This window comes from Ruegeria sp. BHSC029 (assembly GCF_059613085.1).
In genome coordinates, this window is record NZ_JBXWRU010000002.1 from 163,466 (window position 1) to 180,658 (window position 17,193).

Sequence of the window (17,193 nt, forward strand, 5' to 3'; positions counted from 1 at the left end):
CCTCTACCCCACACTCAGACTCGCGGCCGCGCCCGGCCCGTAGCTGGCCGAAACCTGCGCCACCTCGACCTCGTATAGGCCCGTGACCCCGTCCGAAGACTGTGCCGCCGCGGAATAGGTCCAAATTGGCGTCGTGGCGATCTCTTCCCGAACAAGGGTGCCACCTGACCGAATCCGGATCAGATAAGTCTCGGACTCCTCGCCCAGCGGCACGTCCAGCACGTCCCAATCGTCGCCGTCGATCCGGGTTCGGCGTACCCAGGTGAAGAGGTCATCGCCCCCGTGTATTTCGACCTTCAGATGAACTGGCGCGTAGGGGCGCAGACCGCTTCCATCAAAGACCTCGACCTTATGGACATAGGAATCGTCTTCGTATCCGCGGGTGGCAGGCCCGATCCGGTAGTGCCGGGCAATTCGGCGTTCGGTCCGCAGCAGGCTGGTCTGAAGAACCCTCTCGTCAAGCAACACGAACACGGAACCCTCCGGCCAGCTTTCAGGCATGACTGCGTCCGTACCCAATTGGCCGCGCAGGCGGCCAGACAGGGCATAGACCCCGGGTTCCTGCAAGACGGCATCCGCGAATTGAAACACTTCCCAAGTTCCGGGCGTGCCGTCTCCGATCGCCGCCAAGTTGGCTCCCGTCAAAAGCGAGTCACGCGACCGCGACTGCAAGACGCCATCGACAAGGCGCACGCGCAGCGGCGCACCTTCATCCCAAACCCCTGCGCTCGCGGAAGGCAAGGAGGATTCGGTGAACCCGATCACAGCCTGACCAGTCACCAGATCGCGCAGCGCGTAGCCCTCGTCACTGTCCGAGGAATAGACGGCGACGCTGCCTTGCCAGGGATCGGCCGTGACGGCCAGATAAGGGGCGTGCGGCTCTTCGGCGCCGGTAATGAGTGGCAGGTCCAGAAAAATCGGAAGAACCGGGACTGGGGCCACAAAGGGTTGTGAGACATACCCATCATCCGCCATGTCAGACGGGGAATAGACCCCGGGCTCGATCCGCACGGCATCTGCCAGCTGGATGTCAGCCTGTTCCAACCGGTCTATGCGATACAGCGCACCGGCTCCCCCATTCCAGGATGGAAGTCGAACAATGTCGCCGGCGCCCAGATTCATCTGCGACGGCGGCAGCGCAAAGCGAGCGGTATTGCGCGCGACGCGGGCCTCGGCCAGCCAGCGTTCGACCGTCTGCCGTCCTTCGGAGCGGGTCATCGACAGAGGCATTTCGTTCACGGCTACAGAATGGGTCCGATCATCGGGCAGCACGGCCTCCTCCGCTACCACATCATGGTCCGCATCCGACTGAACAAAACGCAGACGCACGCGGCCGGCCATTTCGGCCTCGGCTTCGCGCTGGTACTGGACCCTGCCATCGACCTCGGGGCTTTCCGCGACCTGATCCAGCGACAGATCGAATGCCCGGCGCCCGGCCCTCATGCGGAATGTCAGAACACCGTCTCGCTCGATCGCATCAAATCCGTAGCGCAGCATCAGTGGCTGAAGGGCCGCCCGCGCGTCCGAAACATCTTCGATCACGTATCCACGGACAACTCCGTCCAGCGCAGACACATCAAAATCGGAGACGCCGGCAGCCTGACAAATCTCGGCCACCACCGAGGCCAGTGTCCTGGCACCAGAACGTCCGTTCAACCAATGACCACGGGCGTAGTTTTCGCCGTCGCTCCACTGTGAACGCAGGTTCGGGAATGTCGGGAAAGGTCTCGCGTCCCACGCCCATACATAGGCGTTCGAAACGTCCACCATCGGACCATCGTAGATGTCCGAAACTGGGTTGATCTGCGGATCGGTCCAATATCCAAGAACTGCCTTCAAATACTGAACCTGAATGAAATCGTCGCGTTGACCGTTCGAGTATTTAGGCAGATCGGATTCCGAGGATTTCGGATCCAAAAACTTGTTGGGTTGGTTCGTTCCCTTGTCTATGGCCGCACAGCCCAATTCCGTGAACCAGATCGGCTTTGATCCCGGAACCCAATCGGTCGGGTCAGCTTTGCGCACTCCTCCGATCCGTTCGTGGTGCAAGTTCGACCACCAGTTGCGGATGTCTTTGTATCGCCACACCCATGGCTCTGCATGTTCGCCGTCCTCGATCGGATACCTTATCTGCGCGTCCTGTTCTTCGGGTGTTGGATAGTACCAGTCGTATCCTTCACCGCCTTCGATGTTGCCGCGCAAATAATCCAGGTCGTAGATTGACCTAGCACCATCCAGCGCATCCAGATGCTCGTTGCCATCCCGCCAGTCCGAGACCGGCATGTAGTTGTCGATCCCGACGAAATCGATGTTTTCGTCTGCCCACAGAGGGTCCAGATGGAAGTATCGGTCACCGCTGCCATCGGCAGGCTGGTACCCGAAATATTCCGTCCAATCCGCGGCGTAGCCTATCTTGGTGTCTGGCCCCAGTATCTGCCGCGCTTCCGCCGCCAATGCCTTCAGCTGAGCAACGGCCGCGAACCCGGACGCGCCGCGTATCTGGGTAAGGCCACGCATTTCCGAGCCGATGCAAAACGCCTCGACCCCGCCTGCGGCCTTGCACAACGCCGCGTAGTGAAGAATGAAACGGCGCATGCTCCATTCTTCCGGGCCGGTATAGGTGACAGTGCCATTACCGATGATGAAATCCGAGGCTTGGGCTGCACCAAAGAAGCTTGCCACCTGAGCGTCCGCACCTGCGGTTCCGTCCACCGACCCCGGACGCCCCGGAGCCACGTCCAGCGTGATCCGGCCGCGCCACGGCAGAGGCGGCTGATCGCCGGCATCCGACCATGGGTCTGGAAGACCATTACCCTGCATCTGATCCATCAGGATGAAAGGATAAAACATCACCCGGCTGCCGGATTCCTTGAGGTGTTGAATGGCCTGAACCACCGACGCATCGGCCGGGGTACCGCCATAGATCGGTCGCCCGTCCACATGCTGCACGACCTGGGCCGATTTGCGCTTCAGCCCAGAGACTTTCCACGGCATGTTTGCGCCGTCCACGTCGTCGCGGATCACCTTGGGTCGAACGCTGCAAGCGCCGCAACGCAAGTCATCTCCGAACCAAGAGACCACCAGTGACGCAGCCTTGCAGCCCGGAAGTTCTTTGTTCAGGGCACGCACCGAGGCCACCAGATCGGGCTCGCCCGAGGGCGAATTGACGTTGGCGGCCCAGCTTTGGCCCGACCCTTTGGAATAGTTTACCTGCGTGCTGGCCAGCGTGTATTCCCCGGTGCCAGGCATCAGGGCCACGGCCCGGACAATCTGTTGCAATTCGGATTCGTAGTCTGGTGCGGATTTCTGATCAGGCCGAACAACCTCGAAAGAGAACTGGGGAACGCGATTGCCAAATTGCGCCAGCGGCAGGTCTTCAATCACAACATACGCAGTGCCGCGATAGGCCGGAACCGTTCCGGCACCTTCGATCGTTTCGATCAATGGATCCGGCAGCTGATCCTGGCTACCGGTATAAACCCGCATGTTCAGACTGTTGCGCTCAAGCTCTTCCCCATCGGCCCATATCCGCGCGATGTCCGCGATCTCTCCGACGCCGACAGCAATCGCCAGTGATATCGAGTAGCTGTAGCTATGGGTGGTCGTGGTGACTTCGGCTGGTTTTGGCGTTCCTTTGCCGCCAGCAGACTGCGTAGACGTCGTGGTTTTGCGGGTCTCAAGGAAATCCGACGCCCAGATCACCTGCCCACCGACCCGCATTCGGCCGAACACGGTGGACAACGGCGCGCCCTCGCCTGTTTCCGTAAGTCTGAACCGGTCCAGCCGGCCAGACTCGACCACCTCGCTTCCGGCACCCATGACCGACTGGCTCATCAATCGCTGGTCGATAACCCGCCCGAGCGTCGCGCCGACTGCCCGGCCCACGATGGCCGTTGACAGCCCAGCAACGGTTCCACCGATGGACCCGCCCAGCGCAGCCCCCGCCGCAGATAAAACTATCGTCGCCATCAGTTGCCCTCCAAAGGAAATTCAAAGCAGGCGACCACCCGGCGGCGCCAGGGGTCGCTCAGTGCGTTTTCGACAACGCCATGTCCGGAATAGGCATGGATGAAGCGTGGCACGGCGTCGGCTTCACTCACGATACCAAGGTGTTTGGCCACACCGGCATCGCGCATCCGGAACAGCAGCACGCATCCAGGGGCCAGAAAGTTGCGCGGACGTTCGACCAGATTGCGCCGCGCAGCCGCCCACATGCGCTCTTCGCCCTGCGGTTCGGACCAGTCCATGCTGTAGGTAGGCACCGCCTCGGGCTCGCGGCCGATGACGGATCGCCAGACACCGCGCAGCAATCCCAAGCAATCGGTTCCCGCTCCCTTGACCGAGGCCTGATGCACATAGGGCGTTCCCAGCCAGCCTCGCGCTTCGTCCACGATATCCTGCGCCGTCACCATGACCGCCTGCTGCCTCCATTGTTCGCGTTGCCCTGTTTCGGCACGGCCATCACCCAGTCTTCGCTCGGCAGATCCGGAAAACCTTGGAAATTTATAATGTTGTTGAATTTCAACCGACAGGTCTCCATCCGCTTGTCGCAGCCCGCCAGCACCCGCACACGGTCACCGACGTCCAGACCCGAGCCCAGAGCAGTCCAAAGGTGCAATTCCCGCCCGATCTTGATGCACCGGTCCGTCTTCACCGAAGCCCAAAGACCCTGAGAGCGGCCGGTCAGCACATCGACGCGGCCGCGTTCAAACCAGCCGTCCTCAAACGCCTCCGCCCCCTGCAGTCTGAGGATCGGACCCTCGTCGATCTCGGCAATCTCGGCCTCGGCCCAGTAGCCGGGCGTCAACCTGTCGAAGCCGCAGGCTTTGTCACCCAAAACAGCCGTACAGGGTTTTTGGTAGATCCGCCCCAAGGGTCGGTTCAGCAGATCGGTCAGCCCGCGCAATTCGGCGTGAAACGCGCCCCCTGCGCGGCGCAGCTCGCCGATTGAGCCACGGAACTGCAACATGCGCTGTTCCGGCGCTGCCCAGTTGACCAGCCATGCTCGGACATCGGCACCGTCAAAGCGGCCGTCTTCGATATCCTCGTCGCGCACGGCCGCATCAGACAGCGCCCCCATGGCCTCGGAATTGTCGATCGACAGGCCCGTCGCCTGTTCGATGGCCGAGGCTGTGAGACCGGTGCTTGCCTTGAAAACCAGCCCGTCAAAGGCCAGTTCGCGGTCATGGTCGGTGAACCCGAAGGACATGCCATCGGTTCGGGTGATCGCCCAACAGCGGCAGACCGTAGTCATGCCGGACTGAAGATGGGTCAGCAATGCCTGCTTGTCGCCGCTCATCAGACCCGCACCTCCACCACCGGAACATTGGGTACGTCGCCTGCCTGAAAGCTGGCCACGCTGACTTGGATCCTGTCGGTGTCAAACCGCACCGGCACATCGAATTCAAACCCGGCGGTCACGTCGACCCCCTCGGATGGCGGGACGACGAATTGGATCAGACCGCTATTCAGGTCCACCTCGAAATCGACGCCTTCTCGGGCCTCATCCTGATCCAGCCCAATCTTGACCGTACCCAGTACCGGCTTGACGATGGGCCTGACATAGCTGACCCCGCCCGAGGCATAGATCTTGACCAACTGGAACTCGGTCGTGACCCCGTCGCCTTGCCCGATCACCTGGTCGCCCTTGTCGAACTCGGCAGTGGCGGCGCAGGACTTGTAGTCCGACCAGTCCTTCCAGCGGAACCCGTACATCTGACCCTGACGCGCTTCGAAAAAGGCGATCAGCGTCTGGATGTCGTCCAGCGACCGCATCCCCAAACCGGCGTCATAACGCCGCCGCGAATGCGCCCAGGGCGTGTTGCGTTCTTCGAACCCGTTGGCCAGCGTCACGATATCCGTGCGCCGCTCGGGGCCGCCGACCGAGCCGAAACTCAGGCTGGCGGGAAATCTGACTTCGTGGAAATTCATGTCCTGCTCCCTAAACTACCGGTTGCGATTTCCGCGCCCCAGGGCACGGCTCATCTGGGCTGCGATCTGGCCCTGGCTGCGGCGAAAGCCCTGAACGTCGGGTGTGGTGATGTTCATCACCACGTTCACCGCCCGTCCGCCGCCCGAGTTGCGCACCCCCAGTTTGCCGTCGGGTCCGCGCGCCAGCGGCATGATCGCCTCGGGGCCGGCCTCGCCCATCAACCCGGTCGCACCGCGCATCGGAAAGGTGGTCGGCCCGGTGACCACTCCGCCATTGGCAAAAGGCATGACGCGTCCTTGGGCGAAACTGCCGCCGTCGGCAAAGGGCAGCAGCCCCTGCACCAGGCCGCCGACCGTATTGGCCAGCATGCCGCCGAAATGATCCGTCACCGGCTTGATCGCCGCCGAATAGGCCGTGCGGATCATGGAGTTCTTCAGCACGTCCAGCGCGTCCGACAGGTTCATGCCATCCAGAACCACGCCGTCGAAGGCCTTTCGCAGGCCGCTCGACATGCCCCGCTCCAGGGTGGCGACATCCTTCCCGGTCTCTTCGAAGGCGGCGCTGATCCGCTTCATCTGGGCGTCGAAGGCCGCCGCCATCGTGGCGGCATCGCCCAGGGCATCGCCCAGCGCCTCGCCGCGCTCCTGCAGGTCGTCAAACCCGTCCCGATCCGTCATCACGCTCTCCTTGTATCTTGTCGGGCCAGGCGGCCAGCAGCTTGTCCAGCCGTGCCCGGTTCATTGCCGGAATCCCGCGGCCCTGCCCCAGCATCAGCCGCAGTTCCGCCGGGGTCAGACGCCAGAACTGATCCGGCGTCAGCCGCAACCCGTGCAGGCCGGCCCGCATCAGGCCGGGCCAGTCAAAGCCGCTCATGACTCACCCGGCACCATGAAGGCCCGCGCCAGCAGCTCGGCCGCCGCCCGCGCGGCGGCCATCGGTCCGCCCTCGATCTCGGCCCGCAACATGTCGGCGCGGGTCACATCCATCCCGCCACCGCGCAACCCCGCCAAGATCAGCGCCAGCACGTCACCGCTGGAATAGGCGCCGCTCTCGAACCGCTGCACCAGTTCCACCAAAGACCCTGCGCCCAGCTCCTGCTCCAGCTCGGCCAACGCGCCCAGCGTCAGCTTCAGCACCCGGCGCTGGCCATCGACCACCAGCGCCACTTCTCCCGCCCACGGATTGACCATCACAACGCCACGAAGGTCAGAGCACCGGCGCTGGCCAGGCTCATCTCATAGGTCGCTTCGCCATTATGTGAGCCGGCATACTCGATCCCGGTCACTTGGAACGGTCCTTCGACGATGCCGAAATCGGGGATGATCACCTGAAAGGCGGGCGTTTCGCCGTCAAAGAACAGCTGCCGCGCGCGTTCATCCGTGCCGGCGTCCTTGAACACGCCCGATCCGGAAATCGAGGCCGACTTGACCCCCGCCCCCGACAGCAGCTCGCGCCAGCCGCCTTGGCTCTCCAACGAGGTGACATCCACGCTTTCCGCGTTGAAACTGATCCGCGTGGCCCGCAGCCCCGCGATTGTTTCGAACAGACCCGTGCCGTTCATGTCCACCTTGACCAGCAGGTCCTTACCGTTCTGGGCACCCATATGCTCTCTCCAATGATTGCTTAGTTGTCTTCCACGCGGGCGCGGAATCTCAGGTCGATCTGCCGGATCGCGCCACCTGTCCCGGTGCGCCGGGCCGAGGCCCGCTCGAACCACAGCCCCACCAGCCGCCCCCGATCCAGCGTCAGCGCGGCCCCGTCCAGCGCGTCGCACACGGCCCCGGCCAAGGTCTTGGCCGCGCCGAAGCCGGCGGCCTCCGAGACCACCGATACGGTGAACCTATGCAAAGTGCCCTGCCCCGTCTTGTCCGAGGCGTCGCGCACCTCTTCCGGACCCAGGGTGACGTAGGTCTGCGGCAATGTCCCCGAAGGCACCGCGTCATAAACCGCGTCGCCGACCTGGGCCAAAATGCCCCTGTCGTTGACAAGTTGCTGGAACACAGCCGCCTGCAGCGCGGCCGAAACGCCATAGCTCATGCCGCCACCTCCTCATCCGCGAAACAGGTCAGATAGCGACCGGCCGGGTCGTATTCGGCCACGGCGCGGATCACGAAGCGCCGCTCGCCCTCGCGAAACCTCTGATCGGGTGCCGGGCGCATCGACGACCCCTCGGGCGCGCCACGCACAACGATGCGGTAACTCACGCGCGACACCGGCACATTCGCGACCGCGCGCTCGGTGCCGGTCCGGGCGGTCACCTCAGCCCACAGCGTGCCCAGAGGCGCCCACGTCTCGGCATAGCCGCCCGCGCCATCGGCTACCCGCACCGGGGCCTCCAGCACCAGCTGCCGGTTCGGGCGGGGCGCGCTCATTGCATCACCCCCGCGCCGAAACGCACCATGCGATAGCGCTGGATCAGGCTGGTCACGCCGAAGGGCATGCAGCCATCACTCAGGCTGGTCTCGTCGCGATACTCATAGTAATGCGTCGCCAGCAGCAGCACCGCCTGCCCCAGATCCGCCGGCAGCCCGCCCCAATCCGCCGCCATCCCAGCCGTCAGCGCGATGGTCACCTCTCCACCGGTGGGAATGGCGGGCAGGCAAGCCCCCATCGGGCGCAGGCAAGGGCGCTGGTTGTCGCGCTCCAGGCGATAGGCCCCGGGCGCCACCACCTGCTGGGCGCCCTGCGCGTCGGTCAGCGTCACCGCGTAGATACTCGTCACCGGCGCGACCGGCAGAACCTCGCCCGCGTCGTTGCGCCAGCGGCTCAGGGTCCAGGTGAAACTGCGCGATATCAGCACTTTGCCCGTGCGCGCCTCGATCGCGGCCATCGCCGCCCTCAGGAACCCCTTCAACACGTCGTCCTGCAGGCTGATCTCGGCAAATCCCGTGCCCAGCCGCAGATGCGCCTTGAACTGATCCACCGGCAGCGCCGCATCCGCGATGGCGGTTTCTTCGATCAACATCATCCATTCACTCCGCAATCTCGGACCCCTCCGGGGGCCGCATCCTTGGAAAATGGCGGGCACGTGCCGCCCCACGTTGCTCGGACGGAGGGGAGCAGCTAGACAACGCGGGAGATCTCACCCCGGCCCGCGCCCGCCGCCCGAGGGACCGGCCCACCGGCCCCTCGGATCCGTCACCGCTTAGACGGTGCCGAATTTCACCAGCTTGATCGCGGCAAAGTCGCTGATGTCGCCGCCCACGCGCTTGGTGGCATAGAACAGGACATGCGGCTTGGCGCTGAACGGGTCGCGCAGCACGCGCAGGTCGGGGCGCTCGGCGATGGTGTAGCCGGCCGAGAAGTCACCGAAGGCGATCGAGAAGCTGTCGGTGCCGGGATCGGGCATGTCCTCGGCGATCAGCACCGGATAGCCCATCAGGCGCGCGGGCTCACCCGCGGCTAGGCCGTCCGACCACAGGAAGCGGCCGTCGGCATCCTTCAGCTTGCGGATCACGCCGGCGGTTTTTGAGTTCATCACGAAGGTACCGTTCACGCGGTACTGCGCGCCCAGCGCATAGACCACGTCCACGATCGCATCCGCGTCGATGCCGCCCGCAACACCGGTGGGCACATAGCCCAGGTTGCCCCAGGTCCAGACATCATTGTCCACCGCCGGATGGCTCAGGATGCCCTTGGGCTTGTCGATGCCGTCACCGTTGATGAAAGCCGCCGCCTCGGCGCGGGCGAACTTGTCGGCGATACGGCCGGCCAGCCAGCCCTCGACGTCGAATGCGCTGTCATCCAGCAGCCGCTGCGAAGCCTTGGGCAGCGCGCTCAGCTCGTGCAGCGGGATCGAGATGCGGTCGATCGACGGGGTGCCGGTCTCGGCGGCGGTGGCGTTCTCGGCAGCCCAGCCCGCGCCCACATCGGTGTGGTCGATCAGCACGTCGAACGAATTCGCCTCTACATTCACGACCGACGCAATCGAGCGGATCGACGAGGTGGATTTCAGCACCGACTTGATCATCTCGGCGGTCTGCGGATCGACCAAATAGCCGCCATCGCTGTTGACGGCCGCCGACAGCGACTTGGCCTCGATTTCCAGCCCGCGCAGGGCATCGTCATCGCCCGAGCGCACATAGGCGTCAAAGGCCTTCTGGTGCGGCGCTTCCTCTAGGGTCGAGGCCGCAAGATGCGGGCGCGCCGCGATGGTTGATTTACGATCCAGCATGGTCAGTCGCTCTTCTGTCTGTTGCAGTTTGTGTTGAACTTCAGCCTTCAGGCCCTTGAATTCACTAACGAAGCCAGCCATCGCCTGCTTCACCTCCTGAACCAGGGGCACACCCTCTCCGGTCAAGGCCGCGGTCTCGGTCTTGCTCATCAGCACTTCCTTTCTGGGTGGGGGTCGAGGCGCGCTAGGTTCGCGCCAGCTCCTGCCGGGCGCTCTGGAACACCTCGGCAATACTGCGCCAGGTGTCCTCGGCATCGGGGTCCGTCCCCTTTGCCGCCACCCGCGCACTGGGCAGCATCGGGAAGGTCACCAGCGACACCTCCCACAGCTCCAGTTCCGTCAAGAGCCGCCGGCCCTTGTCATCCTTCACGGCCCGCTTGGTGCGATAGCCGATCGACAGCCCGTCCAGCGCACCCGCGCGGATCAGCTCGGCCGCTTCGCGCCCCTTCTGGGTGCTTTCCAGCAACCGCCCCTTGACCCACAGGCCGCGCTCGTCCTCGCGCACCTCGTCCCACACGCCGATGGGCTGGGCCGGATCGTGCTGCCACAGCATCTTGACCCGCTGACCGGCCGCCTTCAGCCCGGCCAGCGATGCGGCATAGGCACCTTTCTGCACCACATCGCGGCCCTGATCGACCTGGCCGAACAGGCTGGCATAGCCCTCGATCACCGCATCCTCGGTCACCGACAGCCCATCGCCGAACCGCGCGAACTTGCGTTCCAAATCCATGAACAACTCCTCGTAAACCACTGAATTCATGGCGCCACTGTCAGAAAAGACTGGAACGCCTGCGCCAGGATCACCGCCGCCACGCCATAGACCGTCAGCCACAACCGCCGCTCCAGCCGTTCCATCATTTCCTCGATCTGATCCAGCCGCCTGCACAGATGCGCATGCTGGATCTCGGCCACCCTCTCATGCGCGGCCAGACGCAGGCCCGGCGCGCAGTCAAAGGGCGGGTATCCCGGCGCATCAGCCATCCGCCGTCTCCGCCAGCGCCGGCAGGCCCAGCAGAGCACGCTTTTCGGCATCGGTCAGGAAATCGGCATTGGCCACCCGCGCCCATTGCGCATCGCGTTCCGCCGCCAGCGCCGGCACCTGGTCCAGATCGGGCTTCAGCAGCAGATCCTCTCCGGTAAAGCCCGACAGCCAGTCCGACAACGCCGCCGCCACCCGCGTCACCAGGGGCAGGACGGTCAGGCGATAGAACGCCCGGTTGGCCTCCTGATAGTTCGAATAGGTCGCGTCACCCTGGATCCCCAGCAGCATCGGCGGGACACCGAAGGCCAGCGCGATCTCGCGGGCGGCGGCTTCCTTGGTCTTCTGAAACTCCATGTCCGAGGGCGAAAATCCCATCGGCTTCCAATCCAGCCCCCCTTCCAGAACCATCGGACGCCCGGCATTGCGCGCCCCGCGATAGTTCGCCTCGATCTCGTCGCTCAGGCGGCGGAACTGCTCTTCGGCCATCACGCCCTGCCCGTCGCCGCCTTTCCACACCAGCGCCCCCGAGGGCCGCGCGGCATTGTCCAGCAGCGATTTCGACCAGCGCGAGGCGCTGTTGTGCACGTCGATCGCCATCGCCGCCGCCTGCATGGGCGAGAACCCGTAATGGTCATCCTGCGGATGGAACGACTTGATGTGGCAGATGGCCTCGGCAGGGAACCGGTTCGTCTTGCCCCCGGCGGTATAATCATAGGCCCTGGGCCAGCCATCCGCCCCCGGCACCACGCTCATCCGGTCCGAGCGCAGCACATGCAGCACGACCGGCAGTCCGCCCTCGGCCTGCACCGCCTCGACATAGGCGTTGCCCGACAGCAGCAGCTGCCCGAACAGCGCCTCCAGCAGCTCGGCCTTGCCCTGCGCCGCGTTCGGACGACGCATCAGGCGCAGAACCGGGTGCGTCTCGTACCGCTGTGCATCGTCCTGCAGGACCAGAGGCAGCGCCGCCGCCGCCTCGGCAATCAGCTTGACCGACCGGAACCCCACCGGGTTGCCCGAAAACCCCGTGCGCGTCAGCGAGGCTGTGTCCCGCGGGCTCCAGGCAACGCGGCCGCCGGTCTGCCAGGCCACCACTGGCCCAGCCGCGCTTGCTTTTGCCTCGGGGGCTTTCTCAGCCGATCCACGACGCAAGAAATCGAATACCATGTCCAGATGCTCCTTTCTGCCGCCGCTCTGCCCGGCTTGTTGAAAGGAGTTATGACGGAAAGATCTTTAGGCCTCGGGAATGGGGCGTACGGCGGTTGCGCAACGGCTTTGGAACCTGTGCCCGCAGGATAAACCTCGGCATCCGACGGAAATGCGCTACCCTCTGCATCGGAGCTTCAGGAGGGGTCAGCCATGTATGAAAGCGCAGTGAAAACCGGAGGGATCGCCGTCGTGACCGGCGCCGCCAGCGGAGTCGGGCGCGTCGCGGCTCAGCGTTTTGCCCAGGCCGGGATAAACGTGATACTGGCCGATCTTCCGGGACAGGCGCTGGACGAAACGACGCAAGACCTGAAGGCAGGCCTTGACGCGGTAAACATCACTGCGGTGCCGACGGATGTCACCTCACAAGCCGAAATGGAAAACCTGGCCGACACAGCTTTCGCCGCAGGGCAGGTTGCCGTCTTGATGAACAATGCAGGGATCAGCCTGCCTACGAAAACATGGGAGTCATTCGACAACTGGCAGAAAATTCTCGACGTGAACTTTCTGGGGGTCCTGCGCGGCATCCACGCCTTCCTGCCCCGCATGATCGAGGCTGACCGCCCGGCCGTCGTCATCAACACCGGGTCAAAGCAGGGGATCACCTCCCCGCCAGGCAACCCCGGCTACAACGTGTCCAAGGCCGCCGTCAAAACGCTGACCGAACAGCTCGCGCACGAGCTGCGCGAGGCCGGCGCACCGATCACCGCGCATCTCTTCGTTCCGGGCTTTACCTATACCGGCATGGTCGCGTCATTCCTGCCCGAAAAACCGGCCGCCGCCTGGACCAGCGAGCAGACCGTCGACTATTTCCTCGACCGCATGGCCCAAGGCGATTTCTACATCCTCTGCCCTGACAACGACGTCGATGCCGAACGCGACCGCCGTCGCGTTCAATGGGCTGCCGAGGACATCATCCACAATCGCCCCGCCCTCTCGCGCTGGCACCCCGACTACGCCGAGGCCTTCGCCAAGTTCGAAAAGCCCGAGGGCTGATCACAAAACCCGCACCCTCGGCCGCCGGTATGCCGCTGCCGGCGCCACCACCAGCTCATGCAACGCCCAGACCAACGCATCGACCCGGTCGGGCGAGCCCTGTCCCTCGAACCCCCGCGCGGTCATCTGGCACATCTGCTCCTCCAGCGCGTCCAGCCCGGCCACATGGAACACCCGCCCCTGCTCATAGAGCGCCGCCACCGGCTCGGCCCGCGCCACCTTTCCGCGCGAGGCCCGCACCGCCCGGAACGGGACCAGAGGGTCCACCTGCCGCACCACCTCTTCGACCAACTGTCCGCCCTGGTTGACCTCGGCCACCAGCCGCTCGGCCCCGAATTCGTCCATCGCATCAATCGCCGCACGCGCCCAGCCCGCCGGGCCAACGCCCTGCACCGTCCCGTCGGCCAGCACATAGGCGCGCCACTCCTCGGGCGGCCCCTGCAACTGCGCGCCCACCACCACGATCCCGCAGGCATCCGCGCCCGATCCGCCCGTCACCGCCGGGTCCAGCGCCACCACAACACGGTCCAGCTCGGGCACCGCCTTGACCCGCGCCGCATCCAGCATCGAACCGGTCCACAGCGCCCCCTCGGCATCGGCCAGCAGCACCCCGTCCAACTCCTGCCGCCCCAGCCGTGTGCCCGCATAACGCGCGCGCACCTCCTCCAGAAATGACTCCGCCAGGTTGGCCCGGTTCGCCTCGGTCGGCGCATGGGTCATCACCGTCGACGGCGCCGCCAGCAGATCCTTCAGCACCTTCACGTTGCGCGGCGTCGTGGTCACACAGACCCGCGGCCGCTCGCCCAGCCGCAGCGCGAATTGCAGCATGTCCCAGGTCTCGCCCGCCTTTTTCCACTTGGCCAGCTCATCCACCCAGGCCGCATCGAACTGCGGCCCCCGCAGCCCCTCGGGATCATGCGCCGAAAAGGCCTGCGCCTCGGCCCCGTTGGGCCAGACCAGCTTGCGTTCCGACGCCTTCCACTGCGGCCGCCGGTCAGGCGGAGAGCACTGCATGATCCCGCTGTCGCCAAAGATCATCACGTCGCGCACCTGGTCAAAAGTCTCGCCCACCAGCGCCACGCGCCGGGCCTCACCCTCATCAAACGGCTTCGACCCTTCCACCATCGACCGCACCCATTCGGCTCCGGCCCGCGTCTTGCCCGCGCCGCGCCCGCCCATGATCACCAATGACCGCCAGTCGCCCTCGGGCGGCAATTGATGCGGCAACGCCCAGAACTCGAACAGGAAAGGGAGGGCACACAGCCCCCCCTCCCCGATCTCACTCAGAAATCTGTCCCGCACCGCAGCAGGCGCGGAGGCGAGCCAATCGGCACCCGATCTCAGATCGGGCCCGCTCCAGGTCGAGCGCATAGCCCCCTTGGGCAATTCCCGCTTGTCTGTGACACTGTTCGACAAAGCTTGTCTCCACTTTCTGGCAACTTCGGATCAGCCCCTCTAGCTGTCCGAGTTGTCTGGCTGAACTCGCCAGGTCTTCATCCTCCCCGGCCTCGATCCGCCTGCGCAGGTCTTCCGCCGCTTGCCGCAAACCGCGAATGGACACTTCCAACGACTGCAATAGCTCGGCCGTCCGGGACATCCGCTCTTCCGGGGTAATCAAAGTCATGTTTGCCTGTGACCTCATGCGTGAGTGATCTCCGCACGAGAGAAATGAAAAACGGCCGCCGGGTCGCCCCGGGGCCGTTGCCCACTTCTTCTAGCATGACACAACTTATACGCGAAACCGGGCGCTCAGTCAAGCTCCGACGCAACAGCGCGCAACAAGTAACGCACTGCCAGTTTTAACAAAATCCTAATTCAGCTCAGGGACCGCAACCAATTCTGTGATCGGCAAGATTTCCGCGACGGAGTAATTCCCGTCGTGCGTTTCAAAAACGCATTGCACACGCAATCTGCATAAACACCAAGAACCGCAAACATACGAAAAACTTCTGAAGGACAAAAAATGTACCATCCCCTCAGCTATGTCTCGGTAATCTGTCTGGGAGGCCTGATGCTCTTCGGCACAGTGGCGCAGGCTCAGACAGGGCACCGCGGACCTGATCTTGGCAAGATCGCCAGCGAGATTGGCGTTCCGCAATCTGCGCTCCAAAGCTGCCTGGGCGATCGTCCCAAGCCCGGCAAGCGCCCCGAGCGCCCTGACGCGGGTATAATTGCTTCGTGCCTGTCCAAGGCCGGGCACCCCTCCACCGCACAGGCAGTCGAAAAGGCGCTGGCTGCCGCCGCCCCGACGCCTCGTCGTTGACCATCCATTTGCAACGGATAGGACACCGGCAGCCTTGACTGCCGGTGTTGGCTTGACATTCGCCTCAGCAGCGCTCATCTACGCCACAGCGCTGCCGCGTGAGCACGCGGACCGAACCGAGGTCCGAGATAGCGCCCAAATTTCCCAGTTCCCATTCACGCAGGGTTCTTGACGCAAAAGCCGGACGTTGCGGGACTCGCCCGCAAATCCTGAGGCTGCGCACACTCCCTGCCGGTCGTGCAATCCGCGCGGCCAGCTACTCTTGTTCGCGTACGGCCAATGCCGGTGCGGATCACAAAGGAAGACGACTTGTTCGATTTCGACATGCTCGGCCTCGCGCCGGCACTGAACGACGCGCTCGAGCGCGCAAATTTCACTCAACCCACACCGATCCAGAACCAGGCCATCCCGTTGGCCTTGGAAGGACATGACATTCTGGGCCTTGCACAGACCGGCACCGGCAAGACGCTGGCCTTTGGCCTGCCGCTGATCGACCACCTTCTGGCGCAGCCCGGCAAACCGGCACCCAAAACCGCCAAGGCGCTGATCCTCGCCCCAACCCGCGAACTGGTGAACCAGATCGCTGAAAGCCTCCGCACGCTTACCAAAAAGACGAAACTGCGCGTGGCCACAGTTGTGGGCGGACAGTCGATCAACAAACAGATCATGTTCCTGTCGCGTGGGACCGATATTCTTGTCGCGACCCCCGGTCGTTTGATCGACCTGATGGAACGTGGCGCGGTCGATCTCGGCTCGGTTCGGCACCTAGTTCTGGATGAGGCCGACCAGATGCTGGACCTCGGCTTCATCCACGCTCTGCGCAAAATCGCGCCGCAACTGGGCACTCCGCGCCAGACCATGCTGTTCTCGGCCACCATGCCGAAGCAGATGGAGGAACTCAGCCGCGCCTACCTGACCAACCCGCAACGGGTGCAGGTCTCGCCTCCGGGCAAGGCGGCCGACAAGATCACCCAGTCGGTGCATTTCGTTGAAAAGCCGGGAAAACCCGCCAAGCTGCGCGAGATCCTTTCGCGTGATACCGACGCCCTGACGCTTGTGTTCTCCCGGACCAAGCATGGTGCGGAAAAGCTGATGAAAGGGTTGGTGGCCGACGGCTACAACGCAGCATCGATCCATGGCAACAAGAGCCAGGGCCAGCGGGATCGCGCCATCAAGGCCTTCCGCGCCGGCGAGATCACAGTTCTGGTTGCCACCGACGTGGCAGCCCGTGGCATCGACATTCCAGGGGTGGCCTATGTCATCAACTATGACCTGCCGGACGTTCCTGACAACTATGTGCACCGCATTGGCCGCACCGCTCGGGCCGGCCGCGAAGGCGAAGCCATCGCCTTCTGCGCACCGGATGAATTTGATCTGCTGCGTCAGATTCAGAAATTGATGAAGATCGAGATCCCGGTCGCCAGCGGAGCGGCACCCGAAGCCGCAGAGGCCGCCAAGCCCGGCAATCGCCAGCGCAATCGACGCCGTGGCCCGAAACCGCAGGGCACAAATGGCCTCGCCAACCGTCGGCGCCGTCCGCGCCGCAAATCGGCCGCATAAAAAAACTGCGCGCATGTCTCCTTGCGCGCAGTCTTTTTCCAGGATTTTGACTTTTCATTTCTCAGGCGGGTTGTCCGCCTGAT

At 64.1% G+C, this 17,193-nt stretch carries 19 protein-coding genes; 3 read left to right on the forward strand and 16 right to left on the reverse strand.

What is annotated here, in order from left to right; translation table 11 throughout:
* Positions 1–3 precede the first annotated feature (3 nt).
* The 15 genes from AC2FML_RS04425 to AC2FML_RS04495 all read right to left on the reverse strand — a co-directional run bounded on the left by AC2FML_RS04425 (position 4) and on the right by AC2FML_RS04495 (position 12,252).
* Positions 4–3,969 (reverse strand): baseplate multidomain protein megatron, encoded by a 3,966-nt coding sequence (locus tag AC2FML_RS04425; RefSeq protein ID WP_496782167.1) that lies wholly within the window; start codon positions 3,967–3,969, stop codon positions 4–6.
* A complete protein-coding gene (locus tag AC2FML_RS04430) occupies positions 3,969–4,412 on the reverse strand; it encodes a C40 family peptidase (protein ID WP_496735523.1) in 444 nt (147 codons plus the stop codon). The genes AC2FML_RS04425 and AC2FML_RS04430 overlap by 1 nt, the downstream gene beginning before the upstream one ends.
* Positions 4,406–5,299 (reverse strand): phage/gene transfer agent baseplate hub protein, encoded by an 894-nt coding sequence (locus tag AC2FML_RS04435; RefSeq protein WP_170443072.1) that lies wholly within the window; start codon positions 5,297–5,299, stop codon positions 4,406–4,408. The genes AC2FML_RS04430 and AC2FML_RS04435 overlap by 7 nt, the downstream gene beginning before the upstream one ends.
* Entirely contained in the window at positions 5,299–5,931 is a 633-nt protein-coding gene (locus AC2FML_RS04440; protein ID WP_170338102.1) for a DUF2460 domain-containing protein, read from the reverse strand. Before AC2FML_RS04440 ends, AC2FML_RS04435 begins: the two co-directional genes overlap by 1 nt.
* A gap of 15 nt (positions 5,932–5,946) precedes the next feature.
* Positions 5,947–6,609, reverse strand: a complete 663-nt coding sequence (locus AC2FML_RS04445; protein WP_005982489.1) for an RcGTA-type gene transfer agent tail tape measure protein — start codon at positions 6,607–6,609, stop codon at positions 5,947–5,949.
* Positions 6,587–6,805, reverse strand: a complete 219-nt coding sequence (locus AC2FML_RS04450; RefSeq protein WP_170390416.1) for a rcc01693 family protein — start codon at positions 6,803–6,805, stop codon at positions 6,587–6,589. The genes AC2FML_RS04445 and AC2FML_RS04450 overlap by 23 nt, the downstream gene beginning before the upstream one ends.
* Entirely contained in the window at positions 6,802–7,122 is a 321-nt protein-coding gene (locus AC2FML_RS04455; protein WP_170358767.1) for a gene transfer agent family protein, read from the reverse strand. The genes AC2FML_RS04450 and AC2FML_RS04455 overlap by 4 nt, the downstream gene beginning before the upstream one ends.
* The gene (locus AC2FML_RS04460) at positions 7,122–7,535 is read right to left on the reverse strand and encodes a phage major tail protein, TP901-1 family (protein WP_170443078.1); all 414 of its coding nucleotides are present in this window, start codon (positions 7,533–7,535) and stop codon (positions 7,122–7,124) included. Before AC2FML_RS04460 ends, AC2FML_RS04455 begins: the two co-directional genes overlap by 1 nt.
* Before the next feature lie 20 nt (positions 7,536–7,555).
* Complete coding sequence (locus tag AC2FML_RS04465; RefSeq protein WP_170432088.1) at positions 7,556–7,969, reverse strand: DUF3168 domain-containing protein; 414 nt, start codon at positions 7,967–7,969, stop codon at positions 7,556–7,558.
* Positions 7,966–8,304, reverse strand: coding sequence for a head-tail adaptor protein (locus AC2FML_RS04470; protein WP_170390419.1), 339 nt, complete (start codon positions 8,302–8,304; stop codon positions 7,966–7,968). Before AC2FML_RS04470 ends, AC2FML_RS04465 begins: the two co-directional genes overlap by 4 nt.
* Positions 8,301–8,900 carry a head-tail connector protein gene (locus tag AC2FML_RS04475; RefSeq protein ID WP_170438903.1) on the reverse strand — a complete coding sequence of 200 codons (600 nt, stop codon included), beginning with the start codon at positions 8,898–8,900 and terminating at the stop codon, positions 8,301–8,303. Before AC2FML_RS04475 ends, AC2FML_RS04470 begins: the two co-directional genes overlap by 4 nt.
* A 177-nt stretch (positions 8,901–9,077) precedes the next feature.
* Positions 9,078–10,256, reverse strand: coding sequence for a phage major capsid protein (locus tag AC2FML_RS04480; protein WP_496782170.1), 1,179 nt, complete (start codon positions 10,254–10,256; stop codon positions 9,078–9,080).
* Between the two features lie 34 nt (positions 10,257–10,290).
* Positions 10,291–10,836: an HK97 family phage prohead protease gene (locus AC2FML_RS04485; protein ID WP_496782172.1), complete on the reverse strand. Its 546-nt coding sequence runs from the start codon at positions 10,834–10,836 to the stop codon at positions 10,291–10,293.
* A gap of 26 nt (positions 10,837–10,862) precedes the next feature.
* Complete coding sequence (locus AC2FML_RS04490) at positions 10,863–11,087, reverse strand: GTA head formation protein, RCAP_rcc01685 family (protein WP_170370669.1); 225 nt, start codon at positions 11,085–11,087, stop codon at positions 10,863–10,865.
* Entirely contained in the window at positions 11,080–12,252 is a 1,173-nt protein-coding gene (locus tag AC2FML_RS04495; protein WP_496782173.1) for a phage portal protein, read from the reverse strand. The genes AC2FML_RS04490 and AC2FML_RS04495 overlap by 8 nt, the downstream gene beginning before the upstream one ends.
* Before the next feature lie 192 nt (positions 12,253–12,444).
* Here AC2FML_RS04495 and AC2FML_RS04500 point away from each other — a divergent pair, with 192 nt between their 5' ends.
* Positions 12,445–13,287 carry an SDR family NAD(P)-dependent oxidoreductase gene (locus tag AC2FML_RS04500; protein WP_496782175.1) on the forward strand — a complete coding sequence of 281 codons (843 nt, stop codon included), beginning with the start codon at positions 12,445–12,447 and terminating at the stop codon, positions 13,285–13,287.
* Here AC2FML_RS04500 and AC2FML_RS04505 read toward each other — a convergent pair whose 3' ends face one another.
* Positions 13,288–14,658 carry a DNA-packaging protein gene (locus tag AC2FML_RS04505; RefSeq protein ID WP_496782539.1) on the reverse strand — a complete coding sequence of 457 codons (1,371 nt, stop codon included), beginning with the start codon at positions 14,656–14,658 and terminating at the stop codon, positions 13,288–13,290.
* Positions 14,659–15,250: 592 nt separating this feature from the next.
* Here AC2FML_RS04505 and AC2FML_RS04510 point away from each other — a divergent pair.
* Both AC2FML_RS04510 and AC2FML_RS04515 read left to right on the forward strand, forming a co-directional pair.
* Positions 15,251–15,550 (forward strand): hypothetical protein, encoded by a 300-nt coding sequence (locus AC2FML_RS04510; RefSeq protein ID WP_170390426.1) that lies wholly within the window; start codon positions 15,251–15,253, stop codon positions 15,548–15,550.
* Between the two features lie 309 nt (positions 15,551–15,859).
* Positions 15,860–17,110 carry a DEAD/DEAH box helicase gene (locus AC2FML_RS04515; protein WP_170358751.1) on the forward strand — a complete coding sequence of 417 codons (1,251 nt, stop codon included), beginning with the start codon at positions 15,860–15,862 and terminating at the stop codon, positions 17,108–17,110.
* Positions 17,111–17,193 lie beyond the last annotated feature (83 nt).